The organism is Phytobacter sp. MRY16-398, assembly GCF_003925915.1.
GTDB lineage: Bacteria > Pseudomonadota > Gammaproteobacteria > Enterobacterales > Enterobacteriaceae > Phytobacter > Phytobacter diazotrophicus.
Genome location: NZ_AP018756.1, coordinates 3,843,542 through 3,870,214 on the forward strand (window position 1 = coordinate 3,843,542; position 26,673 = coordinate 3,870,214).

Consider the following 26,673-nt stretch of genomic DNA (forward strand, 5'->3'; position numbering starts at 1 on the left):
TATGTCAAACATTGCGCTACAACCATGTATCCCATACAGAAGTATGAGTGCGAGAACAGGTTATATGTCTATAAGTTAATAAATAAATTGAAATGTGAATTGGCAATGAGCCCCCAGGAGCGCGCAATGAAGTGCGGGTGGACAGTATTCATTATCACGTGTTTGATACCGGTTAATGTACTGGCTACGTCGCTTCGCCTGTCCGGCGATATCGACCTGTTGGTTCTTGATGGCAAAAAGGTGTCCAGCTCACTGCTTCGCGGCGCGGAAAGTATAGAACTGGAAAACGGCGTTCATCAGGTGGTTTTCCGGGTTGAAAAAAATATGGAGCCTGGCAATCACGAATCCCGGCTATTTATTTCCGTACCGCTGATTGCCACCTTCGATACGCAGCGCATCAGCCAGGTCAACTTCAACCTTCCCCCTATCGACACGCAAAAGGCAGCCGAGGCGTTTAACGCCACGCCTCATCTGGCTTTACTGGATGGCAACGCCACACCGATTCCGGTAAAACTCGATATCCTTGAGATCAGTGCAAACGGGAAAATCATTGACTATGAACGTGAGACAGAGCATTACAACAAAGCGGGGAAATATGCTTCGCTACCCAAATTTGCAACGATGATGGCCGATGACAGCACCTTACTCTCTGGCGTTTCAGAACTGGATAGCCCACAGACACAATCGCAAACCCTCACAGAACAGCGCCTGAGGTTCTGGTACCAACAGGCCGACCCGCAAACCCGTGACCGTTTTATGCAATGGATTAAGCAACAACCCCCGTCATGATCCGCGCGAGTTAACATTACGCGCATTCGCGCATAATTTTTTACGCCATTCTCTTGCAGCATCAGGCGCTTCCAGTAATCTGTAGCGAAAATACTTTGACGGAATCGGATTATGGAACTCACAACACGCTCCTTACCCGTGCGTAAGCACATCGCACTGGTTGCGCATGACCATTGCAAGCAGATGCTGATGACATGGGTTGAACGCCATCAACCAAAACTGGCTAACCACGTTCTCTATGCCACCGGGACAACCGGGAACCTGATTCAGCGGGCTACCGGTCTTGAAGTGAATGCCATGCTGAGTGGCCCAATGGGGGGTGATCAGCAGGTTGGGGCGCTCATTTCGGAAGGCAAAATTGATGTGCTGATTTTCTTTTGGGATCCGCTGAACGCAGTGCCGCACGACCCGGATGTTAAGGCGTTGCTGCGTCTGGCGACCGTGTGGAATATTCCGGTCGCCACCAACCTTTCCACCGCTGATTTCATCATCCAGTCTCCCGGTTTCGCAGAAAGTGTCGAAATCCTGATCCCGGATTACCAGCGCTACCTCGCTGAACGTCTGAAATAGTCTTTGCGGGCGGCTGATGCCGCCTGCTCTCAGAGTTTCCTCGCCACCGGCACATTAAGCTGCCTGAGCGCATCAACGAATCGCGACGGGTTGTCTTTATCAAACAGCAGCCAGACGCGTTTACGTGCTCGAGTGATGGCGACATACAGCAAGCGGCGCTCTTCGGCGTCAGGAAAATCTTCCGGCACCGGCAACAGCGCCTCCTCCATAATGGACTCACGGGCGGGAGCCGGGAAACCGTCCTGCCCTTCGTGTAACCCCAGCACAATGACATATTCCGCCTGCTGACCTTTACTGGCATGAATGGTCATAAAATCGAGCTGCAGTTTTGGCCAGCGCGTGGCGGCTTTATCAAGACTGGCGGGCTTACCATGGTGATAACGCGCCAGCACCAGAATACGATCCTCCTGGGTGGCATAACCGCTGAGCTTATCGAGAAGCGCATCCAGTTGGTCCGCCGCCAATAATGTCACCGCGTTTTTATCCCCGGCGCTCAGGCTGTTAAGAGGTTTATTGAGCTGGTGCGGATTCTGCTGGATAAATCCATTGGCGACTTCACCAATGCGCGTGTTGAAACGATAGGTTGTATCCAGCGCGCACAGATCGCCTTCGCCAAAATAGTCATGAAACGCCGTGGTCAGCGAGAGTTGCGCGCCGCTGAAACGGTAAATAGCCTGCCAGTCATCACCCACCGCAAACAAAGTTGTTTGTGAATTCTGCCGCCGTAATGCAGCCAGCAGCGCGGCGCGTTGCGGCGAGATGTCCTGAAACTCATCTACCAGGATATGCTTCCAGGGGCTGACAAAACGCCCTTTATCCAGCACGTTAATCGCCTGATGAATCAATCCGGAAAAATCGACGGCGTTTTCCGCTTTGAGCGCGGTTTTCCAGGCTTTCAGCAGGGGTGCCATCAGTTTGACCCGCTTGCTGAACAGCGTGCGTACCTCTTCCGGCGCCGCATCAATCATTTCAGTCTGACTGCCACCATGCATACGCATCAGGCTGACCCAGCGATCCAACCGGGGCCCCATCCGACGCCGCAGTTTCTCATCGTCCCAGAAGTTGCCTTCCGGAACCTGCCACTGCAGCTCCTCTTCCAGCCACTGTCGCCAGCCTTTGGCCTGCGCCTTTTTCTCTGCGCACTGAGTTTGCCAGGCTTTAAGCAATAACGTTTGTCGTGCGCTGGTGTCGCTCTCAAGTTTGCTAATTTCCGGCGCTTTTTTTCCACCCTGCTGGATGATGTATAACGCCAGCGCATGAAACGTACGTGCAGTGATGTCATCCGTATGCAACCGCTCACGAATGCGCTCATCCATCTCTTGCGCGGCTTTTCGACCAAAGGCCAACAGTAGGATCTGATCCGCTGATGCTTCGCCGCGCAGCAGCAGCCAGCCTGCGCGAGCCACCAACACCGAGGTTTTTCCACTGCCTGCCCCGGCGAGCACCAGCAGCGCGTTTTCACCATTGACCACCGCCCTTGCCTGCGCCGGGTTGAGCGGAGAACTTTCGATGTTTTTAAAAAATGCCTCGTACTGGACCAGCATTTTGTCGGTCCAGTCCTGATTGTGTTTGGCGCGTCCAGCCTCTGTATCTTTTAACCAGGCCTGACATTGCCGCCACAGGTCCCGACAGTTAGCAAAAGATTCAAGGCGGCTGGTAGGAACAGGCAACGCATCGAACGCCTTGTGAAGCTGTTGCTGAACACCTTTAAGCTGCGCGCGAGTGAGCCATTTTTCCTGATCCATACGTCCGGAAATGTCCGCGAGTTGTTCGGAGAGTACCCCCGCTGCCACCTCGCTCATCTCGGTGCTCCACGCCACCCAGCGTTCATTCAGATGCTGATAAAAGCGCTGTGTTTCATTCCATTCAGTCCCGTGCAAACGAACGACTTTATTATCTGCCAGAACAAATTCCAGCTCGCCCCATACCAGGCCACGTTTGCACTCGATTGCCAGCAACTGATTAAAAGGAATAAGGTATTCATGTCGATCACCTGAAACCTTCACGCCCGCATTGAGGATGACTACTCGATCATATGGATGCTGCGCCAGCCGCTTTCCCAATGAAGTCGCTTTGAGTTCCATCACACATCCTTTTTCAGCTTATGACTGTGATTGCCAGTTTAACCGCCAGAGAATACGTGCTCCAGCCAAAAAAATCGTTACAATTGTCAGGTCAATTCCCTGACAGAATAGCATTGAGGTAATATGCGTACCGTTCTGAATATATTGAACTTTGTCCTTGGCGGTTTTGCCACCACACTCGGCTGGCTATTAACAACGGTTTTGAGTGTTGCATTGGTTATTACCTTGCCGCTTACGCGCTCCTGTTGGGAAATCACTAAATTGTCGCTGATCCCCTGGGGCAACGAAGCTGTGCATGTCGATGAGCTGAACCCTGACAGTAAAAATACCCTCATGAATGCTGGTGGGACCGTGCTCAACGTTCTCTGGTTCGTGCTGTTTGGCTGGTGGCTCTGCGTGATGCACATTATGGCCGGTATTGCCCAGTGCATGACAATCATCGGCATCCCGGTCGGTATCGCCAATTTTAAAATTGCGGCAATCGCCTTATGGCCGGTTGGCCGCCGTGTTGTGTCGGTTGAAGTGGCCCGTGCCGCGCGCGAAGCCAATGCTCGCCGTCGTTTCCCGTAAACGAGTCACGAATACTATGCTAAGCCCCCTCCTTCGCCGGTACACCTGGAATAGTGCCTGGCTTTATAACATCCGTATCTTTCTTGCGCTAAGCGGAACGGCGGCATTGCCGTGGCTGCTTGGCGACGCGAAACTAACGATCCCTTTAACACTGGGCGTTGTTGCCGCGGCGCTGGCGGATCTCGATGATCGCCTGACCGGCCGTCTGCGTAATTTAATCATTACCCTGATTTCTTTTTTTATCGCCTCGGCATCGGTCGAGCTTCTGTTTCCCTGGCCCTGGTTATTTGCCATTGGGCTTATCACGTCGACCATTGGGTTTATTTTGTTGGGAGGGCTGGGGCAACGCTACGCCACCATTGCGTTCGGCGCATTGCTTATCGCCATCTACACCATGCTTGGCACCACGTTATATACCGCATGGTATCAGCAGCCACTTTTACTGCTGGCAGGCGCCATCTGGTTTAACGTGCTGACGCTGGTCGGGCACCTCGTTTTCCCCATCCGTCCGCTGCAGGATAATCTGGCGCGCTGCTACGAGCAGTTATCCCAATATCTGGAGCTCAAAGCGCGACTGTTCGATCCGGATATTGAGGAGGAAAGCCAGGCCCCGCTTTATGAGCTGGCGCTGGCCAACGGGCAGTTGGTGTCAACACTAAACCAGACCAAGGCGTCATTATTGACCCGCCTGCGGGGCGATCGCGGACAGCGAGGAACGCGGCGTACGCTGCACTACTATTTTGCCGCACAGGATATTCATGAACGTGCCAGCTCTTCGCATATACAGTACCAGACACTGCGGGAACATTTTCGCTACAGCGACGTGATGTTCCGTTTTCAGCGGTTGATTACTCTGCAATCCCAGGCCTGCTCCAGGCTCGCTAACGCCATCCTGCTTCGCACACCTTATCAGCATGATCACCGCTTCGAACGCGCATTTATACATCTTGATGCCGCGTTAGATCGCATTCGAGCCAGCGGTACAACGTCGTCTGATCAACTGAAAGCGTTGGGTTTCTTACTCGATAATCTCCGCGCCATCGACGCACAACTGGCGAGTATCGAGTCCGGACAACCGCAAACTGCGCAGAAAAACGAAACGGAAAACTTACTGGCAGATGACAGCCTGCATGGATTGAGCGATATCTGGCTGCGTTTACGCAACAACCTTACACCGGAATCAGCACTGTTTCGCCATGCCGTGCGGATGTCTGTTGTGCTGTGTGCGGGCTACGCCATCATCCAAATTACCGGTCTGCATCACGGATACTGGATACTGCTCACCAGTCTGTTTGTCTGCCAGCCTAACTACAACGCCACGCGCCACCGTCTCACGCTGCGTATCGTCGGAACTATTGCAGGTATCGCCCTCGGCCTCCCCGTCCTTTATTTTGTTCCCTCCCAGGAGGGGCAACTGATACTGATTGTTGTTACCGGTGTGCTTTTTTTCGCCTTTCGTCTTGTACAATACGCGCAGGCCACCATGTTCATCACCTTACTGGTGCTGCTCTGCTTTAATTTGCTCGGCGAAGGTTTTGAAGTCGCCATGCCGCGAGTTATTGACACAATCATCGGATGCGCCATCGCCTGGGCCGCGGTAAGTTTTATCTGGCCAGACTGGCGTTTTCGCAATTTGGCACGCGTGACCGAGCAGGCATTCAATGCCAACTGCCGTTATCTGGACGCAATTCTCGAACAATATCACCAGGGTCGTGATAACCGTCTGGCCTACCGTATTGCCCGCAGAAACGCCTATAACAGAGATGCCGAACTGGCGTCGGTGGTCTCGAATATGGCATCGGAACCAGGTGCGACACCTGAACTGCGTGAAGTGGCATTTCGATTACTTTGCCTGAATCATACCTGTACCAGCTATATCTCTGCTCTTGGCGCACATCGCGAACAGCTTACTCATCCGGCCATTCTTCGCTTACTGGATGATGCAGTCTGTTATGTTGATGACGCCCTTCATCACCAGCCTGCTGATGAAGAGCGCGTACAGTTGACACTGGCAGATTTGTCGCGACGAATTAAGCATCTTGAGCCGCGACCTGACAGCAAAGAACCCCTTGTATTGCAACAAATAGGTCTGCTTATCGCCCTTTTGCCAGAAATGTGCCGTTTACAGCGGCAGATCATGACTTAATGATCCTGGTTTTTTTTCTGACCCACCTCGTGGTACCAGTCGATTAACTCCTGGCGTCTCAACGCCGGGAGCGCGGCTTCATGCAGCCCAATGATCGCGCCTTCCAGACCCAGCAGCACCTTGATGCCCATGTGTTTGTTCAACGCCTTCAAACGCAACCAACACGCTTTGGCGCCCAGATGCCGCAGCATACGTTCGTCTGGTATACCTGCGTCAAAAAGCATCATCTCAAGTTGAAAGCTTATGTTTGGAAGGTCTTTAAGGCGATGAGGCGTATCTCGCGCCGCTTTTTCCTCCCGGGCCGCCGCGAGCGATTGTGATGAAAGCCGCAACAATGTTGGCAAGTCACGCCAGAGATGCTCATCAACAAAGTAGTAGTTAAGTGAAACAGCGCGGCCACGCTTCTGGATTGTCAGAAGAGGTGAACTTCGCGTTACCCGATATTGCGCGCTCTCCTCACAGGCACGCAGGTATAACTCTCCTTCTGAAATCATCGCAAACACGGTGTTGTCTATCGATAAGCTGTAGCCACCAAAATGCGCGCGAAAGCGAATTTTCCCCAAAGGTGCGAGGTATTCCCGGGACTGATAGATCCTTTGATAGGATATGTTTTTCATGATTATTCCCTTGTAAATCATGGAGTAAAAACATTAATTCTGTTAACCGATCCGCTACTGAGGAACATAGGCAAGTGCGCGCAACTCAGCAAGAAAATTTTGCGCCTTCATCGCAATACAAGACAAAATTGCGAGATGCTTTCAGAAAATGAGGTTGATCTTTGAACGTCCAGGGGTTACTGTATGTTTATACAGTAACTAACAGGGCTGGGTTGATCATGTACCATTCATTAAGCCGTGCAAATCGTTCAACACAATTTCTTTCCGCACACAGCGCAGAGGCCATTGAGGCTTCTACGGGTCTGATCAGTGAGGTTGTTTATCGCGAAGATCAGCCCGGCATGACACAATTGCTGCTGTTGCCGTTATTACAGCAACTGGGTCAACAATCGCGCTGGCAGCTCTGGTTAACGCCGCAACAAAAATTAAGCCGTGAATGGGTATTGTCGGCAGGCCTGCCGCTGACTAAAGTTATGCAGATCAGTCAGCTCTCTCCCTGCCTTACGCTGGAATCAATGATTCGCGCGTTACGTACAGGCAACTATAGCGTTGTGATTGGCTGGCATGCCGAAGAATTGACCGAAGAAGAACACCGCCGTCTGGCGATTGCAGCCGAAGAAGGGAACGCTATAGGCTTCGTTATGCGTCCAGTACAATGTAATCCTCTCGCTGCGAGACAGCATTCCGGGATAAAAATTCACTCAAATTTGTATCATTGAGTAAAATTAGGATAAATCCTGGCATTATTTTTCTGTCTGACAAGGTTTACCGTGTAATCAGCGAAATACGCCGCCAGCGCCCGGTTCAGGCGACTTGTAAGGCAACTGAACTGGCGAATAGTTCCGCAAAAGTGTTAAATATTGTGTATACAAAGCCTTTTTTTTCATATGCCTGACGGACTTCACACTTGTAAGTTTTCAACTACGTTGTAGACTTTACATCGCCAGGGGTGCTCGGCATAAGCCAAAGATATCGTGAAGATATCTCTATAGGGACTGATGAGCAACGCCCCCGGTGAAGGATTTAACCGTGACTTCTCATCGAGATTTTCATGGCGATTTTTGGATGATAACGAGGCGCAAAAAATGAAAAAGACAGCTATCGCGATTGCAGTGGCACTGGCTGGTTTCGCTACCGTAGCGCAGGCCGCTCCGAAAGATAATACCTGGTATGCAGGTGGCAAACTGGGCTGGTCTCAGTTCCACGACACCGGCTTCATTGCGAACGACGGCCCGACCCATTCAAGCCAGCTTGGTGCAGGTGCGTTCGGTGGCTATCAGGTTAACCCGTACGTTGGTTTTGAAATGGGTTACGACTGGTTAGGTCGTATGCCATACAAAGGCGACAACGTAAACGGTGCGTTCAAAGCTCAAGGCGTACAGTTGACCGCTAAACTGGGTTACCCGATCACTGACGATCTGGATATCTACACCCGTCTGGGCGGCATGGTATGGCGTGCAGACGCTAAAGACAACAGCGGCTTCAAAGACCACGACACTGGTGTTTCCCCGGTATTCGCTGGTGGTGTTGAGTGGGCAGTTACCCGTGATATCGCTACCCGTCTGGAATACCAGTGGGTTAACAACATCGGTGATGCAAACACCGTTGGTACCCGTCCGGACAACGGCATGCTGAGCGTAGGTGTTTCCTACCGTTTCGGCCAGCAGGAAGAAGCAGCGCCAGTAGTTGCGCCGGCTCCGGCTCCGGCTCCGGAAGTACAGACCAAACACTTCACTCTGAAGTCTGACGTCCTGTTCAACTTCAACAAAGCGACTCTGAAACCGGAAGGTCAGCAGGCACTGGATCAGCTGTATGGTCAGCTGAGCAACCTGGATCCGAAAGACGGTTCCGTAGTGGTTCTGGGCTTCACCGACCGTATCGGTTCTGACGCTTACAACCAGGGTCTGTCTGAGAAACGTGCTCAGTCCGTTGTTGATTACCTGGTTTCTAAAGGTATCCCGGCGAACAAAATCTCTGCACGTGGCATGGGCAAATCCCAGCCGGTTACTGGCAGCACCTGTGACAACGTGAAAGCGCGCCCTGCGCTGATCGATTGCCTGGCGCCGGACCGTCGTGTAGAAATCGAAGTTCGTGGCAGCAAAGACGTTGTAACTCAGCCTCAGGCTTAAGTTCACGTGCTGTAAAAAAACCCCGTGATGCGGGGTTTTTTATTGCCTGAACAAAACCAATTGTACAAAAAATCACTCTTTGCCTAATAGCGCCTGCAAATCCTGTTTCAGTGACGACATGGTGGTGGCGTATTTTTCTTTATGCTCGGCATCTTCAATTAACTGCACAATGGTCTCCGAAAGGGTTTTGCCCCGACGCTGTGCCAGAGCGGCCAAACGTTGCCAGACAACAAACTCCAGGTCGATTGATTTCTTGCGAGTATGCTGATGCTCGGCATTAAAATGGCGTTTGCGCCGCGCCCGAATAGTCTGTTTCATGCGGTTCATGAGAGACGGATTAATATGCTGCTCAATCCAGGCATTCACCTGCACGGGTTCATTATCGAGGGTTAGCAATAAATCGACGGCCTCTTTGGCCGCGCTGGCTTCAATATATCTTGTAATAAGCTCACCTTCCCGGTGCTTTTTCACCAGATACTTCCATTTCCAGCCGCTTTCAAGATTTTCCAGTTGTTGATATTTCATTGCGATCTCAACGTTACCGTGTAACTCTGTTCAGAATATCAGTTTTTTTCTGCTCTGCTGAAAAGAAATCACATTCTGTCTATCCCAACAACATATCTGCAACGGGAAAACGTGTATTCCCTGTGTGCTGCCCATGCGTTTACGGTATAATCCCGCCTTTTACATCAGACTAAAAAAACGACTTTGACCATTACAAAACTTGAATGGAATGAACTGACTCCGGATACCGAGAGCTATCAGGATGTGTTTAAGCAGTCCGCACTCACTGACGAGACGGTCTTCTTCCTGGGCGATACCCAACCCCGATTACACTATGCGCTGGAACAGTTGCTTCATCCTGCGGCGACGTCACGCTTTATGCTGGCCAAAGCGCCAGAAGAAGAAGAGTACCTGACGATCCTCGCCGGGGCAGTGTCAGCGCTGCAGCCCGAGGAGATCGACGTTGTAGGTGGCGACTATCAGGTTAATGGTGCGACAGTTACGCTTACCCCCGCACAAAACGCAGAAGCCAATTTTGCCGGTAAAAACCAGGTAGTTATTGCCGATTGGGTTGAAGCTGAGCAGTTGTTTGGTTGCCTGCGCCAGTTCAATAACGAGATTACCCTGCAGCCCGGGCTGGTACATCAGGCCAATGGTGGCACGCTGGTTATCTCTCTGCGCACCCTTCTGGCGCAACCTTTACTGTGGATGCGTTTAAAAACCATGGTGACGCGCCGTCGTTTTGACTGGGTTGCATTTGATGAGTCTCGTCCCCTGCCCGTGTCAGTTCCGTCATTGCCGCTCGATCTTCGGGTTATCCTCGTGGGTGAACGCGATTCGCTGGCTGATTTCCAGGAGATGGAACCAGAGCTTGCCGAACAAGCTATCTATAGCGAATACGAAGACAACCTGCAGATTAGCGATGCGGAAACACTGGCGCAATGGTGTCAGTGGGTTCAACTGGTCGCCCGGGAGGCAGAATTGCCTTCACCGTCTGCAGATGCGTGGCCGGTACTGATTCGGGAAGCCGTTCGTTATACCGGCGATCAAGAGACGCTCCCGCTCTGCCCGCTATGGTTAACCCGCCAGTTAGGCGAAGTGTCCGCTATGACCGACGCCCGGACATTTGATGCTGAGCAGCTTACCACCATGCTTACTCAGCGTGAATGGCGAGAAGGCTATCTGGCGGAGCGCATGCAAGATGAAATTCTGTTAGAGCAGATCCTCATTGAGACTGAAGGTGAACAGGTCGGTCAAATCAATGCCCTGTCAGTGGTTGAGTTTCCGGGACATCCACGTGCATTTGGCGAACCTTCACGTATAAGCTGCGTTGTGCACATCGGCGATGGCGAATTTAACGACATTGAACGTAAAGCGGAACTCGGCGGCAACATTCATGCGAAAGGCATGATGATAATGCAGTCTTTCCTGATGGCTGAACTGGAACTTGAGCAACAGATCCCGTTCTCCGCATCGCTGACCTTTGAGCAATCTTACAGTGAAGTGGACGGTGACAGCGCCTCGATGGCTGAACTGTGTGCCTTGATCAGCGCCCTGGCGGATGTCCCTGTCAGCCAGAGTATCGCTATCACCGGTTCGGTGGATCAGTTTGGTCGCGCCCAGCCTGTGGGTGGGCTCAATGAAAAGATCGAAGGATTCTTTGCTATCTGTCAGACTCGTGGTCTGGACGGCAACCAGGGGGTGATCATACCCGTTGCCAATGTGCGCCATCTTTGTCTGCGCCAGGAGTTGCTGGATGCCGTCAAGGCAGGTCAATTCTCTATCTGGGCCATAGAAGATGTCATGGATGCACTCCCCTTATTGACCAGACTGGTCTGGGATGCAGAAGGACAAACTACACTGAAGCAGACCATCCTGGAGCGTATCGCCCAGGCGACGCAACAAGACGCTCGTCACCGTTATCCGTGGCCGCTTCGTTGGCTTAGCTGGTTCAGTCCCAACTGATCGGACTTGTTCAGCGTACACGTGTTAGCTATCCTGCGTCCGAAACTCACAATAAGGCTTACATAGAACATGGTAGATAAACGCGAATCCTATACAAAAGAAGATCTTCTTGCCTCTGGTCGCGGAGAGCTGTTTGGCGAAAAAGGCCCACAATTACCAGCTCCAAGCATGCTGATGATGGACCGTGTGGTGTTAATGACCGAAAACGGTGGGAATTTCGACAAAGGATATGTTGAAGCTGAATTAGATATTAATCCGGATCTGTGGTTCTTTGGTTGCCACTTTATCGGCGACCCGGTAATGCCAGGGTGCCTCGGTCTGGACGCTATGTGGCAGCTCGTTGGTTTCTACCTGGGCTGGCTCGGTGGCGAAGGCAAAGGCCGTGCGCTGGGCGTAGGCGAAGTGAAATTCACCGGTCAGATTCTGCCGACCGCGAAAAAAGTCACCTACCGTATCCACTTCAAACGCGTCATCAACCGTCGTCTGGTGATGGGCCTGGCCGATGGTGAAGTGCTGGTTGATGGCCGTGTTATCTACACTGCGACCGACCTGAAAGTGGGCCTGTTCCAGGACACCTCTGCATTCTGATGCTGATTGCCGTGTAACGCGCCACAAAATGGCGTTGGGCAAAAAAGCGAAACCTCCGCTATGCGGAGGTTTCTTGTTAAAGAGACAGAATCAGGCAATGACGGCCCTGTCCTCCATGGCTTCTCGCCAGCCTCCCATCCATTCGGATCTCTGATTCAGCGTCTGATAAGGACACATTTCTTTTGGCCGTCCGGTGATTCCGGCCTGATACCCACGTTGATGTGCCCGTTCCAGGCGATCTCGCTTTTGTCTCTTCATGCCTCGTTTCCCTCATTTTTTGGTCTGGTGGAAAAGAAAACAGTGGTTACTAAGTATGCAACCACAGGCTACGAATACCCTGGATACGGTTTGTCGTCAATGCGCAAAATTCACGCCAGTGTCATAAATGTGACCTAAACAGAAGTTCATTTGTACAAAAACTGTGAACCAGCACAGGTAATGAATTGAGCACAAAATAAAAAAGCCGTCAGACAAAAATGACCTGACGGCGTAGATAATGCAGTCAATTTTACTATGGCAGACGTTTAAGCTCGCTGGCGATACTTGCCGATTCCTGTTGCCACGCCTGGGCCAACATTTTCACCATCTCGTCATAGCCGTCTTGCTGCTGCTTAAGCTCAATGTGGAAAGGACGCTTAATCAGTTGCCCACGATGATTAACCAGCCATTCGCCGCTCACGATAACCCGCCCGTCATAACGACCATGAAAGCCGGTCACGGTGACGTTGAGCGTATCCTGCTCACTGCCAAGCGGTTGCGAAGCCACAACCCAGCCGGGAAGAGCGTTACTTAAATTCGCCACCAGCGTCGTGCGAAGCTGTTGGTCCAGCGGGCTCGCCCACAGGTTATTGGTGGCAATAACGTATTGCACATCGGTTGTCTGATAGACCACGCCATTTCCTGCGAGATAATCCGGCACCGTCACCTGCTCAACCCACAGCAGGTGTTGCCCACGCGCATCACTTTGCGTCACCGTTGATTGCGGCGGTGATGGTAGCTGATAATAGCTCTTCTTATCACCGCTCGCGCTGCACGCCGTCAGAAGCATGGCCAGAAGCGCTATCATTCCTTTTTTCATTCTTTCGCCCTCTTCGGCTGCGGATCGTCTTTACCCTTCGCTTCAAATACGAGCGCATTACTCTTATCGTTCAGCGTTTTGAGCACCGGCTGTAGCTCACGCAACACCTGATCAAGACGCTGCATATCCGCCACCATCTTGTTGTACGCGGCCGACCCCGGCTGGAAGCCCTGCATACTGCGATTGAGCTCACGCAGCGTATTTTGCATATCTGCTGGCAACTGCTGCATAGACTGACTGGCTGTCAGCTTATTCAGATTATCGAGTGTCGTCTGCAGACGGCGCATCGTCTGCTGGCTCGCCGTTAATGTATTGGTCGCCTGCTCGATCATTGGGTTAAGTGGCAGATTGTTAATTTTATCCAGCGTATCCATCAGTTTTTGCTGAATCTGCGCCAGACCGCCGCTGACCGTCGGGATGATGCGATAACCACCAAATTCCGGCATATCGGTGACAGGTGGTGCTTTAGGATAAAAATCCAGGTCGACATACAGGGCGCCCGTCACAATATTGCCGGTTTTCAGCGCCGCACGCAGGCCACGTTTCATTAACTCGGTAATATGCTCATCCACGTTAGGATCGCCGCCAAACTGGCTAATCAGACGCTGAGGCTCAATACGAATCAGAATAGGTATCCGGTAATCATCATTCAATTTCTGACGCATTTCTGGCGTGAAGAACGGGACTTTTGCCACGGTCCCCAAGCGAATACCGCGAAACTCGACCGGCGCGCCGGGTTGCAGACCGCGAATCGAATCTTTGAAGAACATCAGATAATCGATATGTTCGGTATACAGGGACTCCTGAATACTGCGCTGGTCGTCATACAACATAAACGCCGTTTTTTCAGCAACAGGTTCGCCCAGTTCATTCCCTTCCGGCACGTCAAAGCTCACGCCACCACCAAACAGGGTACTGAGCGATCCCATTTCAACCCGCATTCCGGCAGAGGTTAAATCAACGGCGATACCGCTGTCTTTCCAGAAACGCACGTTGCTGGTGACCAGACGATCGTTTGGCGCATTAATAAAAAGCTGATAGGTGATCGTACGTTTCTGCGTGTCGAAAGTACTTGTCTCGACAGAGCCGACCCGGTAACCACGGAAAAGTACCGGATCGCCCGGAGAGAGTTGCCCCGCTTTTTTGCTGTCCAGGATAATCCGAATCCCTTTTGCATCCGGCGGTGCCAGCGGCGGCGAATCAAGCAGGTTATATCTCTCCGGCTGATTGCCCTTTTTCCCTGGCTGGAGCTCGATGTAGGCGCCAGAAAGTAATGTCCCGAGCCCGCTGATCCCTTCACGGCCAACCTGCGGTTTAACCACCCAAAAAACGGAGTCGTTGTAGAGCAACTTTTCCATCCCGGTATTCAGGCGCGCTTTAATCTCAACATGGGTAAGATCGTCCGTCAGCGTCGTGCTCTCTACCACGCCGACATCCACGCTGCGGCTTTTGATGGTCGTTTTACCCCCGATGATGCCTTCGGCATTGGTGGTAATGAGGGTGACTTCCGGCCCCTGGTGGCTGTAATGGTAAAAAAGGATCCACGCACCGATGAGGGCCGTGACGATCGGGAATATCCATACCGGCGACCAGTTTTTAACTTTCTGCACTTTCGCCTCCCCACTGGTTTTCTCCATGTTCTTACGACTCCTCATGGCTCGATTCAGGCTCGCGATCCCAACTCAGGCGGGGATCGAACGTCATTGCCGCAAACATTGTGATGATGACGACCAGCGCAAACATCAGCGCCCCCATGGCCGGATAAATATTCATTAATCCTCCCATGCGCACCAACGCGGAGAGCACGGCGATGACAAACACATCAATCATCGACCAGCGCCCAACAAACTCAACGATTTCATAAATAAAGTGCATGCGTTCACTGTCTCGTCGGCCGTGGCCTTTCGCATCCCAGCATAACCAGGCGATGGCGATCATTTTCAAGGTCGGCACCATGATACTGGCGATGAAAATCACCAGCGCAACCGGATACGACCCCTCGCTCCAGAGTAAAATCACCCCGGCAAGGATCGTCGATGGCATCTGATCGCCCAATAGATCGGTAATCATGATCGGCAAAATATTGGCGGGCAGATACAGCAAGATCGACGTCACCAGTAACGCCATCGTCCACTGCAGACTGTTTCTGCGCCTGACATAGCCTTTGGTATGACAACGCGGGCAGACGGGTTCATCCGCCGCCACAATGGCGGTGCAACATGGGCAACTGCGTAATCCCTGATGAATGCCCGGCACACCAACGCGCAACGGCGCGACCGGCACCGGCGCAGGGGCGATATCATCCCACAGCCAGTGACGATCCACACACTGCATGGTACGCAGTTGTAGCAGGCAAAACAGACACCATGGAATAAAGCTGCTGCCGATGCCCACATCACCATAGGCCATCAGTTTGACAAAGCTCACCAGCACGCCGGCCAGAAAAATCTCTGCCATACCCCAGGTTTTAAGCTGGAAAAGGATACGCGCCAGAAACGTTTTGGTCTGCTGCGACATCGGCACGCGATTGACCAGCAGCAGTATGGTCACCAGGCAAAATGCCGGGACCATCTGAACGAAAAGTAAAAAGAGCGTCCCAAGACTGGCGTAATCTTCCGAGAACATCACGCCTGGAATCTCCAGTAGCGTCACCTCACTGGTGACGCCTGCTACTTTCATATTCACAAAGGGGAACAGATTGGAAAGCAGTAGCATGAACAGCGCCACCAGCGCATACGCGGTGGGCCGTTGTCTGGGCTCATCCCATTGCGTGGTTAATGTGGCGCCACAACGAGGGCAAGCCGCTTTATGACCATGCTGTAATGGGGGCAAAGCCACCAGTAAATCGCACTGGGTACATAAAATATGCCGTGTGGCGTGGTGATGTTCACACATACTGACTTCCTGAGTTATGCGCCGTTTTTTAGAGCCTCCAGATACTCCCAGCGTTCAAACGCTTCTTCCAGCGCCTGTTCCGCCGAAGCCAGTTCGGCTAATACTTTCTGCGTGTGGTCGTGAGGCTGGCTGAAAAAGCTGGCATCTGCCACCTGCGCCTGCAATGTTTCCAGTTCCGCCTCCAGCTTTTCCAGCTTTTGCGGCAGTTGTTCCAACTCACGTTGCAGGTTATAGCTTAGTTTGTTACTGGTTCGTTTAACACTTTCTGTTTTGTTAACCGAAGCTTCGGCAACTTTCTTCTCGGATGCGGCTTTGTATGCCTGCGATGCCGCTTGCTGACCACGCGCATCATGATAACCGCCAACGTATTGACCAATCCGTCCCGCGCCTTCGAAAATCCAGCACTCCGTAACGGTGTTATCGACAAACTGACGGTCGTGGCTGACCAGCATAACAGTGCCCTGGTAGCTGTCGATAAGCTCTTCAAGCAGCTCCAGCGTTTCGACATCCAAATCGTTGGTAGGTTCGTCGAGAATCAATAAGTTACTGGGTTTCAGGAACAAACGTGCCAGCAAGAGTCGGTTACGTTCACCGCCAGAGAGCGCGCGAACCGGTGTCATCGCCCGTTTCGGATGGAAGAGAAAGTCCTGCAGGTAGCCCAGCACATGGCGTGGCTTACCGTTCACCAACACTTCCTGTTTACCTTCCGCCAGGTTATCCATCACCGTTCTGTCCGGATCGAGCTCCGCGCGGTGCTGGTCAAAGTAAGCCACTTCCAGCTTGGTACCGCAATGGATGCGCCCACTGTCGGCCTGCAACTGACCCAGCATGAGTTTGATCAGCGTGGTTTTACCACAGCCATTCGGTCCGATCAGGGCAATCTTGTCGCCGCGCTGAACCTGAGCAGAGAAGTCTTTGACCAGCACTTTGCCGTCCACCTGATAGTCGACATTTTCCATCTCAAAGACGATTTTGCCCGAGCGGCTTGCCTCTTCCACCTGCATCTTCGCGCTGCCCATCACCTCGCGGCGTTCGCTGCGTTCGCGACGCATGGCTTTCAATGCGCGCACGCGGCCTTCATTACGGGTACGGCGAGCCTTGATGCCCTGGCGGATCCAGACTTCTTCCTGCGCCAGCTTGCGGTCAAACTCCGCATTTTGCAGTTCTTCAACGCGCAGGTTTTCTTCTTTTTCCAGCAAATAAGTGTCGTAATCGCCGGGATAGGTCACCAGTTTGCCACGATCCAGATCGACAATGCGGGTCGCCATATTGCGGATAAAGGAACGGTCATGCGAGATAAAAATAATGGTACCGCTGAAGGTTTTCAGGAACCCTTCCAGCCAGTCGATGGTTTCGATATCAAGGTGGTTTGTTGGTTCATCGAGCAGCAGTACTTTCGGTCCGCTGACCAGCGCACGGCCCAGCGCCGCCTTACGCAACCAGCCGCCCGAGAGCGACGCCAGCGGCATGTCGGCTTCCAGACCCAGTTGTGCCAGCACTTCATTGATACGGTTTTCGAGCTGCCAGAGACCGTGGTAGTCCAGCAGTTCCTGTAAGCGCGCCATCTCGTTCAGGTTTTTATCGCTTGGATCGGTCATCACCAGATGCGAAATTTCGTGATAACGCTTGAGGTACTCCGCCTGCTCTTCAATCCCTTCGGCCACAAAGTCGTAGACGCTGCCCGCGACATTACGCGGCGGATCCTGTTGCAAACGTGCCACGATCAAATCCTGTTCGTACACGATGCGGCCATCATCCAGCCCCTGTTCGCGGTTGAGGATTTTCATCAGCGTCGATTTGCCCGCGCCGTTACGTCCTACCAGACAGACACGTTCGTTATCCTCGATATGCAGTTCGGCATTATCGAGGAGGGGCGCATCGCTAAACGACAGCCAGGCGCCATGCATACTAATTAATGACATCTATTTATCCTTTCAGGCTGCGGTAATCAGCCAGCAGTTGTGGATCTGACGGTTACGGGCGAAATCTTGCGACTGCGTTTTTTGGGTAATTTCTTGTGCTTTGAGCCCAAGCGTAGCCAGCCCTTCAGTATCCATACGGAAACCGCGTTTGTTGTTTGAAAACATGATCGTGCCGCCTTTACGCAGCAAACGTTTAAGATCTTTCATCAGTGCCAGGTGATCGCGCTGGACATCGAAAGAGTCTTCCATACGTTTTGAGTTCGAGAATGTAGGGGGATCGATAAAAATCAGATCGAACTGCTCGTCACTTTCGCGTAACCATGCCAGTACATCGGCCTGTAACAGGCGGTGCGGACGACCGGTCAGGCCGTTGAGACGCAAATTGCGCTCCGCCCACTCCAGATAGGTACGCGACATATCCACGGTCGTGGTGCTGCGCGCGCCGCCAAGCCCCGCGTGTACACTCGCGCTGCCGGTGTAAGAGAAGAGATTCAGGAAGTCTTTCCCCTTACTCATCTGGCCCAGCATACGGCGTGCGATACGGTGGTCGAGGAACAGGCCCGTATCAAGATAGTCCGTCAGGTTCACCCACAGTTTGGCGTTGTATTCGCTAACCTGGATAAATTCACCTTTTTCATTCATCTTCTGATACTGGTTATTGCCTTTCTGCCGCTCACGGGTTTTCAGCACCAGCTTGTTCGGCGCGATACCCAGCACGGCGATGGTAGCGGCAATGATGTCAAACAGACGCTGACGCGCTTTTTGCGCATCAATGGTTTTGGGCGGCGCATACTCCTGCACTACCACCCAGTCACCGTAGCGATCGACAGCCACGTTATAATCCGGCAAATCGGCATCGTACAGGCGGTAGCATTCGATGCCTTCCTGACGCGCCCATTTTTCCAGTTTCTTAAGATTCTTACGCAGACGGTTGGCATAATCCTCAGCCATTACCGGCGCTTTTGCTTCGCCGGTGTTTTCCGCCAGGTGGTAGTTTTTCTGCACGCAATCCAGCGGGCCATTTTTAGCCTTGAACTGACGGTCAGCGCGCAATTGCAGGCAGTTAAGCAAATCGACAGAGGCGCTGAACAACGACAGATTCCAGCCGCCAAACTGCGATTTTAACGTCCGACCAAGCAGGCTATGCAGGGCAATCAGCGCCGGTTCGCTCTCCAGACGCTCACCGTACGGGGGGTTGCTGATAACCGTGCCATACGGCCCTTTTGGCAGCGGGTTGCTTAACTGCGCCACGTCTTTTACGTCGAAAGTGACCAGCTCGCCAACGCCAGCACGGCGGGCGTTACGCTGCGCACGCTCAATGACGCGAGGATCGTTATCGGAGCCATAAAAATGCGATGTGTAATTAGCCAGCCCAGCCCGCGCGCGGGTCTGCGCCTCGGCTTTCACTTCCTGCCAGATTGCCTCATCATGTTGAGCCCAGCCGCCAAAGCCCCAGCGGCCGCGGTGTAAACCTGGTGCACGGTCGGTAGCCCACATGGCCGCTTCGATCAACAAAGTGCCGGAACCACACATCGGATCAAGCAGCGGCGTGCCCGGCTGCCAGCCAGAGCGCATCACAATCGCCGAGGCGAGGTTTTCTTTGATTGGCGCCATACCGGTGCCATCACGGTAGCCACGCAAATGCAGCCCTTCACCACTCAGGTCGAGCGCAATGCTGGCTGTCTCTTTGTTCAGCCAGACGTTGATGCGTAAATCCGGCGATTCACGATCAACATTCGGACGCGGCAGATTTTTGCGCGTAAAGCTATCGACAATGGCGTCTTTTACTTTCAGCGCGCCATACTGACTGTTACGAATTTCTTCATTCAGGCCGCTAAAATGCACCGCAAAGGTGGCGTTCGGGCTGAAAATCTCCGTCCACGGAATCGCCTGCACGCCGAGATAAAGGTCCAGATCGCTGTAAACCTTACACTCACTGAGCGGCATCATGATGCGCGAGGCCAGACGACTCCACATCAGGCTTTGGTAAATCAGCCGTGTGTCACCATGGAAATGGACGCCCCCCTGAACCACCCGGCACTCTTGCCCGCCCAGGTTTTCCAGTTCAGTTTTTAATAGCTCTTCCAGCCCACGGGCCGTACTGGCAAACAGAGAAATCATAAAATCACTTATCGATGAAGAAAATTGTTGCGCATTATAGCCAATCTGGCGTTCATGTCATAAAGTTGAGGGCTTATTTTCGTTCACAGAGGAAATGACGTGGCTACCCTTTCGCGTCTTTTTATCCATCCAGTGAAATCCATGCGCGGTATTGGCCTGACGCATGCCCTGGCAGACACCAGCGGGTTATCCTTTGATCGCATTTTTATGGTGACCGAAGCGGATGGCACCTTTATTACTGCACGACAGTTCCCGCAGATGGTCCGTTTTATTCCTTCTCCGCTGACGGATGGCTTGCATTTAACCGCACCTGATGGCAGCAGCGCCGTGGTGCGTTTTAATGATTTTGCGCCTCAGAATGAGCCAACGGAAGTATGGGGGAATCATTTTACTGCCCGGGTTGCACCCGAACACATCAACCAGTGGCTCAGCGGTTTTTTTGCTCGAGATGTTCAGCTTCGCTGGGTGGGGCCGCAAACCACGCGCCGGGTAAAACGTTACGAGGATATTCCGCTCTCATTTGCTGATGGCTTTCCGTTTTTATTGACCAACGAAGCCTCATTACGTGATTTACAAAACCGCTGCCCGGCAAGTGTACAAATGGAGCAGTTCCGCCCTAACCTGGTGGTCACCGGTGCCAGTGCATGGGAAGAGGACTCGTGGAAAGTAATACGCATCGGTGATGTCGTCTTTGACGTGGTGAAACCGTGCAGCCGTTGCGTTTTTACCACCGTCAGTCCCGAACGCGGGCAAAAACATCCCGCTGGCGAACCCCTGGCAACCCTCACCCGTTTTCGCACTGCGCAAGATAATGGCAATGTTGATTTCGGCCAGAACTTAATTGCCCGCAATAGTGGGGTCGTCCGGGTAGGTGATGAGGTCGTGGTCCTTTCCAGTGCACCCGCTAAACCCTATGGCGCAGGACAGGCTGTTGAGTCTGTAGAACAAGAACAGAAAACAGAGGACGTGGTAGATATTGTCTGGCAGGGGCAAAGCTTTCGCGGTAACAATCAGCAAATCCTGCTTGAGCAACTGGAAAATCAGGGGATACGCGTGCCCTATTCCTGTCGGGCGGGCATTTGCGGCTGCTGTCGCATTCGCCTGATTGAGGGTGAGGTCAGCCCGTTGAAAAAATCAGCTATCGCACAAGATGGTTCTATCCTGAGTTGTAGCTGTGTACCAAAAACCTCCGTTCGCCTGGAAAGTTAAACGGCCTGTTCAAAGCTGAAACTGGCAGCACTGAGCTGCGGTTTCAGCCTGTCATTCATGATCTTAATGGGATCGCCTAATTGCATCGTGCGCCCGGCGATAACCACACCCGGCTGGGCCAGCAGACAAAGTGCGGCATTTTCACCCGGTTCAACGACCAGTAAACTCACCTCTTCGCCGCTGTCACTCATCACGACGCTCGCAGCTTCTCCCGCACAGGGAGACCACGGTTGGTTGTAGCTGGTAAAGTGCCAACTTTTTGGCATTTGCGGCTTCAGAAAACGAATGGCCACCAGTGCATTAAGCACCAGCTCGGCACGTTGTTCGTTAGAGAGCATCAGATCGCGGCATTTTTCATCAAAGGAGAAGTATAAGGCGGCATCGTCTACGCAAAATCCGCAGGGGGAAAACGCATCCGGGGTAAGCATTTTACGGGCAAAACGTGAGCGAAATAACATGCCATTGGCCAGATCGAGCATCATACGATCGTGCTCGTCATCAAAATACCAGCGCCAATTATCGTCAGGTTTAATTCGCATTTCGTTCCCCTCTCTCCGTAAACATCCCTTTGCCTTTTTCATCCTTTGCCGTTTCGCTTATTACGCTAAATAAGCAAAGACTAAAATGTACAAATTAGCAACAATCACGGAATATAAAACAACCAGGGCCGGAAATAAAGCCCTGGTTGTCCGATAGTGAGCAAAAGATTAGATATGGGTAACGATTTCTTTAATCAGTTGCGGTCCTTTAAATATAAAGCCGGAATAAATTTGTACCAGTGATGCTCCCGCGTCCATCTTCTCGCGCGCGGCAATCACGGAGTCGATGCCACCCACGCCGATAATCGGTAAGCGGCCATTTAATTCCAGGGACAGGCGACGAATAATTTCGGTGCTTTTTAATTGCAGCGGACGGCCACTTAACCCACCCGCTTCATCACAATTTTTCATTCCGCGAACCAGTTTTCTGTCCAGCGTTGTATTGGTGGCAATGACGCCATCAATATTATGGCGAACTAAACTGTCGGCCACTTGGATCAATTCTTCCTCGGAAAGATCCGGGGCGATCTTCACAGCAACAGGAACATATTTATGGTGGGTCTGATGAAGCTCATTCTGCTTATTTTTAATGGCACTCAGAAGGTCATCCAGCGCTTCGCCATATTGCAATGTTCGCAGGCCCGGCGTGTTTGGCGAGGAAATATTAATCGCAATATAACCGGCATAGGCATAGATTTTTTCCATACAAATCAGATAGTCATCTTTGCCGTTTTCAACAGGCGTATCTTTATTTTTGCCAATATTAATACCCAGCACGCCGTCAAAATGCGCTTTTTTCACATTATCAACCAGGTTATCAACGCCCAGATTGTTGAAGCCCATACGGTTGATCAACCCTTCTGCGTCGACCAGGCGGAAGAGGCGCGGCTTGTCATTGCCCGGCTGCGGACGCGGCGTCACGGTACCGATCTCGATCGCGCCAAACCCCATAGCACCCAGCGCATCGATACATTCACCATTCTTATCGAGGCCAGCGGCAAGTCCCAGTGGGTTTTTAAACGTTAGCCCCATGCACTGTACCGGTTTTTCCGGCACACGCTGACGCACCAGTGCCTCTAGCGGCGTACCCGTAATGCGGCGTAATTGTTGAAAAGTAAATTCATGAGCGCGCTCGGGGTCGAGCTGGAAAAGGGCTTTACGAACGAAGGGGTAGTACATGAACTCTCCTGGATTCCCGGTGTGCAAACCGGGGGCGTATTATCTTTGATTAGCCGAAGAAATGGAATTGACCTTGGGCAAAAAAAGGTGAACTGAACGCAATCGTTTTCTTATCCTTTTCTGCATATTCGTTTTTTAACGTGTTTTCACTAAAAAAATCATTTAGCGGAATATAAAACCTCTGCGACACTGAGAAAATAGTTATCGATGTTTAATAAAACGAAGCAAATGGTTATAAGGAGTGAATATGCGAGTTGTTACCCTGGCGGGAAGCCCGCGTTACCCTTCCCGCTCAAGCGCCCTGCTGGAATACGCGCGCGAACGCCTGACGGCCCTTGATGTTGAAGTGTGTCACTGGCATTTGCATAACTTTGTCCCGGAAGATTTGCTCTACGCCCGCTTCGACAGCCCGGCGCTGCAAACACTGCTCGAACAATTACATGAGGCCGATGGGCTGATCATCGCAACCCCGGTGTACAAGGCCTCCTTTTCCGGCGCGCTAAAAACCCTGCTTGATCTGTTCCCCGAACGAGCGCTGGAAGGCAAAGTGGTCCTTCCGGTCGCCACTGGCGGTACCATTGCACATATGCTGGCCGTGGATTATGCGCTCAAGCCAGTTCTGAGCGCATTGAAAGCCCAGGAAGTGTTGCATGGCGTCTTCGCCGATGACAGCCAGGTGGAGGATTATCAGCATAAGCCACGCTTCACCGCGAATTTGCAGACGCGTCTGGACAGTGCCCTGGAAACATTCTGGCAGGCCTTACACCGCCGTGACACGCAAGTCCCCATCTTCGGTGCTCATATACCGGGTGTTGCCAGAGCATCGTAATAAAAAAACCGGGTCGCGCTGTAGACGCTAACCCGGCTTGTTATCACACAGGGCCTGCCCGCTGAATGTTATGCCAGCGCTTTGCTGATTTTCTCAAACAGATCGCCTGACAGATTCGGCAATGCTTTGAGTTGCTCAAGCGCCGCACGCATTTTTTCCTGACGTTTCGCATCGTAACGTTTTAAACGAATCAGCGGTTCAATCAGGCGGGAAGCCACCTGCGGGTTACGGCTGTTCAGTTCTGTCAGCATTTCAACCATGAACTGATAGCCGCTACCGTCTTGCGCATGGAATGCTGCCGGGTTGCTGCTGGCAAACGCGCCAATCAGTGAACGCACACGGTTCGGGTTGCTCATCGTAAACGAACGGTGTTTAAGCAGACCGCGCACGGTTTCCAGCACATTTTGTGCCGGGCTGGTGGCCTGCAGAATCAGCCACTTGTCCATCACCAGACCATCCTGGTGCCATTTGTCATCGTATTCCTGCATCAGCGCATCACGGCACGGCAGTTGGGCGGCAACCGCGGCAGACAGCGCCGCAAGCGCATCCGTCATGTTATCAGCATTGTGATACTGCTCGCTTACCAGCTTATCGGCCAGTTGCTCGTCGCCGAAAGCCAGATAACGCAGACAGGTATTACGTAAGGCACGTTTACCGATATCCGCATGTTCCACGCGGTAGGTATCCAGCTTATTGGCGTTATAAACGGCCAGCACTTCATCTGCCAGTTCGGTGGCCAGGGTGCGGGTCAGCGCTTCACGTACCGCCACGATGGCTACCGGGTCGATAACGTCAAACAATTCGGCAATCTCATTTGCTGACGGCAGCGTCAGAATTTCCGCAGCCAGCGCCGGATCGATGTGTTCGTCCAGCAGGATCGCGCGGAACGCATCGGCAACGTGCAGTGGCAAAGACAGCGCCTGCCCCTGCTGATGGCGGGCAACGTTGAGCTTAATGTGCGTCGCCAGCAGACTCTGTGCGGCATCCCAGCGAGAGAAATCATTGCTGGCGTGGCGCATCAGGAACGTCAGTTGCTGATCGCTCCATTTATATTCCAGTTTCACCGGCGCGGAAAACTCACGCAGCAGCGACGGCACGGGCTGGAAGTAGACGTTATCAAAGACAAAAGTCTGTTCTGGCTGGGTGACATTCAGCACATGGTGCACCGGGTGGCCGTCTTTCTGCAGCGGGATGACCTTGCCTTCATTATCATAAAGTTCAATATCAAACGGGATGTGCAGCGGGTGTTTCTCCTGCTGTTCCGCTGTAGGTGGCGTGCGCTGGCTGATGGTGAGCGTGTACTGCTCGGTCGCCGGGTTGTAATCGTCGTGTACCGTGACAATCGGCGTCCCCGCCTGGCTATACCAGCGACGGAAATGCGACAAATCGATATTTGAGGCATCTTCCATTGCCTGGACGAAATCATCACAGGTTGCGGCGCTGCCATCGTGACGCTCAAAATAGAGCTGCATCCCTTTCTGGAAATTCTCTTCACCCAGCAGGGTGTGGATCATGCGGATAATTTCTGAACCTTTCTCATACACCGTCAGGGTGTAGAAGTTGTTCATTTCAATCACTTTATCCGGGCGAATAGGATGCGCCATCGGGCTGGCGTCTTCGGCGAATTGCAGCCCGCGCATGGTACGGACATTATTGATACGGTTTACCGCACGGGAACCCAGGTCCGAGCTAAACTCCTGGTCGCGAAACACAGTCAGCCCTTCTTTCAGGCTGAGCTGGAACCAGTCGCGACAGGTTACGCGGTTACCGGTCCAGTTGTGGAAATATTCATGACCAATCACCCGTTCGATATCAAGATAGTCTTTGTCGGTCGCGGTATCGGTACGGGCGAGCACATATTTGGAGTTAAAGACGTTGAGGCCTTTATTCTCCATCGCGCCCATATTAAAGAAGTCCACGGCGACAATCATATAGATGTCGAGGTCATATTCGAGGCCAAAACGGGTCTCGTCCCATTTCATGGAGTTCTTGAGCGAGGTCATTGCCCACGGCGCGCGGTCAAGGTTGCCACGGTCAACGAAGAGTTCCAGTGCAACTTCACGCCCGGAGCGGGTTGTAAAGGTATCGCGCAGCACATCAAAATCACCCGCCACCAGCGCAAACAGGTAACACGGTTTCGGGAATGGATCCTGCCATTGCACCCAGTGACGGCCATTATCCAGCTCGCCCTGGTCCACGCGGTTACCGTTAGAGAGCAGGTAAGGATAGGCAGCTTTGTCGGCGATGATTTTAGTGGTAAACCGCGCCAGAACATCAGGGCGATCCAGGTACCAGGTAATATGGCGGAAACCTTCTGCCTCGCATTGGGTACAGAGTGCTTCGCCAGACTGATAGAGGCCTTCAAGCGCAGTATTCGCAGCCGGGCTGATTTCATTCACGATACGCAATGTGAATCGTTCAGGCAGGCCGTCAATGACCAGGTGATTGTCTTCTTCTTTATATTGTGTCCATGGCTGGTCGTTAACATGGATTGACACTAACGTCAGGTCTTCGCCATTCAGACGCAATGGCACTGGAGAGGCGCTATGACGCGAAATAGTGCTCAGCGCAGTGACAACGGTTTTTGCGGCATCCAGGTCAAAGGTCAAGTCAATATCGCTAATCAGGTAATCCGGCGCACGGTAGTCGTGGCGGTATTTGGCTTGTGGCTGTTGTGTCATAAAAAACCTTTAGCATCTTCTGTTTGGTTACGTCTCCAGTCTATTCCTGTTGCGTAAATCCCGCCACGCAGAATGTTCATCTTTTCAGGGAGAAAAGCTCACTATGCTACATTTTAGTAACATGAAACAGTAATTTTAAAAATCGACAAATATCGTCCAGGAGCGCCGTAAATCACGGTTGGACTGATTAAACGAATTTCACATTTGCGAACTTTAGCGATTTTCATCGATGGTAAATGCCCCATTGGTGCCCCATAG

At 52.4% G+C, this 26,673-nt stretch carries 22 protein-coding genes; 10 read left to right on the forward strand and 12 right to left on the reverse strand.

The genetic code is table 11. From position 1 onward, the window contains the following. Positions 1–126 precede the first annotated feature (126 nt). Both csgI and mgsA read left to right on the forward strand, forming a co-directional pair. Positions 127–789, forward strand: a complete 663-nt coding sequence (gene csgI, locus MRY16398_RS18965) for a curli synthesis inhibitor (protein WP_071194671.1) — start codon at positions 127–129, stop codon at positions 787–789. Positions 790–900: 111 nt separating this feature from the next. Continuing rightward, positions 901–1,359 (forward strand): methylglyoxal synthase, encoded by a 459-nt coding sequence (gene mgsA, locus MRY16398_RS18970; RefSeq protein ID WP_039078592.1) that lies wholly within the window; start codon positions 901–903, stop codon positions 1,357–1,359. 29 nt (positions 1,360–1,388) lie between these two features. Here the strand turns inward: mgsA and helD are convergent, their stop codons facing one another. Beyond that, positions 1,389–3,443, reverse strand: coding sequence for a DNA helicase IV (gene helD / locus MRY16398_RS18975; RefSeq protein WP_125125003.1), 2,055 nt, complete (start codon positions 3,441–3,443; stop codon positions 1,389–1,391). Positions 3,444–3,566: 123 nt separating this feature from the next. Between helD and MRY16398_RS18980 the strand changes: the two genes are divergently transcribed. Further along, on the forward strand, positions 3,567–4,013 hold the full coding sequence (locus MRY16398_RS18980) for a YccF domain-containing protein (protein WP_039078590.1): 447 nt from the start codon (positions 3,567–3,569) through the stop codon (positions 4,011–4,013). Between the two features lie 16 nt (positions 4,014–4,029). Further along, complete coding sequence (yccS, locus tag MRY16398_RS18985; RefSeq protein WP_107224517.1) at positions 4,030–6,159, forward strand: YccS family putative transporter; 2,130 nt, start codon at positions 4,030–4,032, stop codon at positions 6,157–6,159. On the opposite strand, the gene MRY16398_RS18990 is transcribed toward yccS, so the two are convergent. Continuing rightward, on the reverse strand, positions 6,156–6,776 hold the full coding sequence (locus MRY16398_RS18990; RefSeq protein WP_039078588.1) for a TfoX/Sxy family DNA transformation protein: 621 nt from the start codon (positions 6,774–6,776) through the stop codon (positions 6,156–6,158). The two genes, yccS and MRY16398_RS18990, sit on opposite strands and share 4 nt — an antisense overlap. Positions 6,777–6,994: 218 nt before the next feature. Between MRY16398_RS18990 and sulA the strand changes: the two genes are divergently transcribed. Next, positions 6,995–7,495, forward strand: a complete 501-nt coding sequence (sulA, locus tag MRY16398_RS18995; protein ID WP_039078587.1) for an SOS-induced cell division inhibitor SulA — start codon at positions 6,995–6,997, stop codon at positions 7,493–7,495. A 366-nt stretch (positions 7,496–7,861) separates the two neighbouring features. Then, entirely contained in the window at positions 7,862–8,905 is a 1,044-nt protein-coding gene (gene ompA / locus MRY16398_RS19005) for a porin OmpA (RefSeq protein ID WP_039078586.1), read from the forward strand. Positions 8,906–8,977: 72 nt separating this feature from the next. On the opposite strand, the gene matP is transcribed toward ompA, so the two are convergent. Beyond that, complete coding sequence (gene matP, locus MRY16398_RS19010; RefSeq protein ID WP_125125004.1) at positions 8,978–9,430, reverse strand: macrodomain Ter protein MatP; 453 nt, start codon at positions 9,428–9,430, stop codon at positions 8,978–8,980. A gap of 183 nt (positions 9,431–9,613) precedes the next feature. Here matP and MRY16398_RS19015 point away from each other — a divergent pair, with 183 nt between their 5' ends. Then, positions 9,614–11,374: an AAA family ATPase gene (locus tag MRY16398_RS19015; RefSeq protein WP_039078584.1), complete on the forward strand. Its 1,761-nt coding sequence runs from the start codon at positions 9,614–9,616 to the stop codon at positions 11,372–11,374. Positions 11,375–11,443: 69 nt separating this feature from the next. After that, positions 11,444–11,962, forward strand: a complete 519-nt coding sequence (gene fabA, locus MRY16398_RS19020; protein WP_039078583.1) for a bifunctional 3-hydroxydecanoyl-ACP dehydratase/trans-2-decenoyl-ACP isomerase — start codon at positions 11,444–11,446, stop codon at positions 11,960–11,962. A gap of 90 nt (positions 11,963–12,052) precedes the next feature. Here the strand turns inward: fabA and rmf are convergent, their stop codons facing one another. The 6 genes from rmf to rlmKL all read right to left on the reverse strand — a co-directional run bounded on the left by rmf (position 12,053) and on the right by rlmKL (position 19,978). After that, positions 12,053–12,220, reverse strand: a complete 168-nt coding sequence (rmf, locus tag MRY16398_RS19025; RefSeq protein WP_039078582.1) for a ribosome modulation factor — start codon at positions 12,218–12,220, stop codon at positions 12,053–12,055. 253 nt (positions 12,221–12,473) lie between these two features. Then, positions 12,474–13,040 (reverse strand): membrane integrity-associated transporter subunit PqiC, encoded by a 567-nt coding sequence (gene pqiC / locus MRY16398_RS19030; RefSeq protein WP_071194678.1) that lies wholly within the window; start codon positions 13,038–13,040, stop codon positions 12,474–12,476. Then, on the reverse strand, positions 13,037–14,677 hold the full coding sequence (gene pqiB / locus MRY16398_RS19035) for an intermembrane transport protein PqiB (RefSeq protein ID WP_039078580.1): 1,641 nt from the start codon (positions 14,675–14,677) through the stop codon (positions 13,037–13,039). The genes pqiC and pqiB overlap by 4 nt, the downstream gene beginning before the upstream one ends. Before the next feature lie 4 nt (positions 14,678–14,681). Continuing rightward, entirely contained in the window at positions 14,682–15,935 is a 1,254-nt protein-coding gene (gene pqiA / locus MRY16398_RS19040) for a membrane integrity-associated transporter subunit PqiA (RefSeq protein WP_039078579.1), read from the reverse strand. Between the two features lie 14 nt (positions 15,936–15,949). Next, a complete protein-coding gene (locus MRY16398_RS19045; RefSeq protein WP_125125005.1) occupies positions 15,950–17,857 on the reverse strand; it encodes an ABC transporter ATP-binding protein in 1,908 nt (635 codons plus the stop codon). A 12-nt stretch (positions 17,858–17,869) separates the two neighbouring features. Next, entirely contained in the window at positions 17,870–19,978 is a 2,109-nt protein-coding gene (rlmKL, locus tag MRY16398_RS19050; RefSeq protein WP_039078577.1) for a bifunctional 23S rRNA (guanine(2069)-N(7))-methyltransferase RlmK/23S rRNA (guanine(2445)-N(2))-methyltransferase RlmL, read from the reverse strand. 99 nt (positions 19,979–20,077) lie between these two features. On the opposite strand from rlmKL, the gene MRY16398_RS19055 reads away from it, so the two are divergent. Next, complete coding sequence (locus MRY16398_RS19055) at positions 20,078–21,187, forward strand: YcbX family protein (protein ID WP_125125006.1); 1,110 nt, start codon at positions 20,078–20,080, stop codon at positions 21,185–21,187. Here MRY16398_RS19055 and zapC read toward each other — a convergent pair. Together zapC and pyrD are read right to left on the reverse strand one after the other, a co-directional pair. Next, entirely contained in the window at positions 21,184–21,726 is a 543-nt protein-coding gene (gene zapC, locus MRY16398_RS19060) for a cell division protein ZapC (protein WP_039078575.1), read from the reverse strand. The genes MRY16398_RS19055 and zapC overlap by 4 nt on opposite strands. A 168-nt stretch (positions 21,727–21,894) precedes the next feature. Then, on the reverse strand, positions 21,895–22,905 hold the full coding sequence (gene pyrD, locus MRY16398_RS19065) for a quinone-dependent dihydroorotate dehydrogenase (RefSeq protein WP_125125007.1): 1,011 nt from the start codon (positions 22,903–22,905) through the stop codon (positions 21,895–21,897). Between the two features lie 247 nt (positions 22,906–23,152). Here pyrD and ssuE point away from each other — a divergent pair, with 247 nt between their 5' ends. Further along, entirely contained in the window at positions 23,153–23,734 is a 582-nt protein-coding gene (gene ssuE / locus MRY16398_RS19070; protein ID WP_125125008.1) for an NADPH-dependent FMN reductase, read from the forward strand. Positions 23,735–23,802: 68 nt separating this feature from the next. Here the strand turns inward: ssuE and pepN are convergent, their stop codons facing one another. Then, positions 23,803–26,415, reverse strand: a complete 2,613-nt coding sequence (gene pepN, locus MRY16398_RS19075; protein ID WP_079496806.1) for an aminopeptidase N — start codon at positions 26,413–26,415, stop codon at positions 23,803–23,805. Positions 26,416–26,673: the final 258 nt, after the last annotated feature.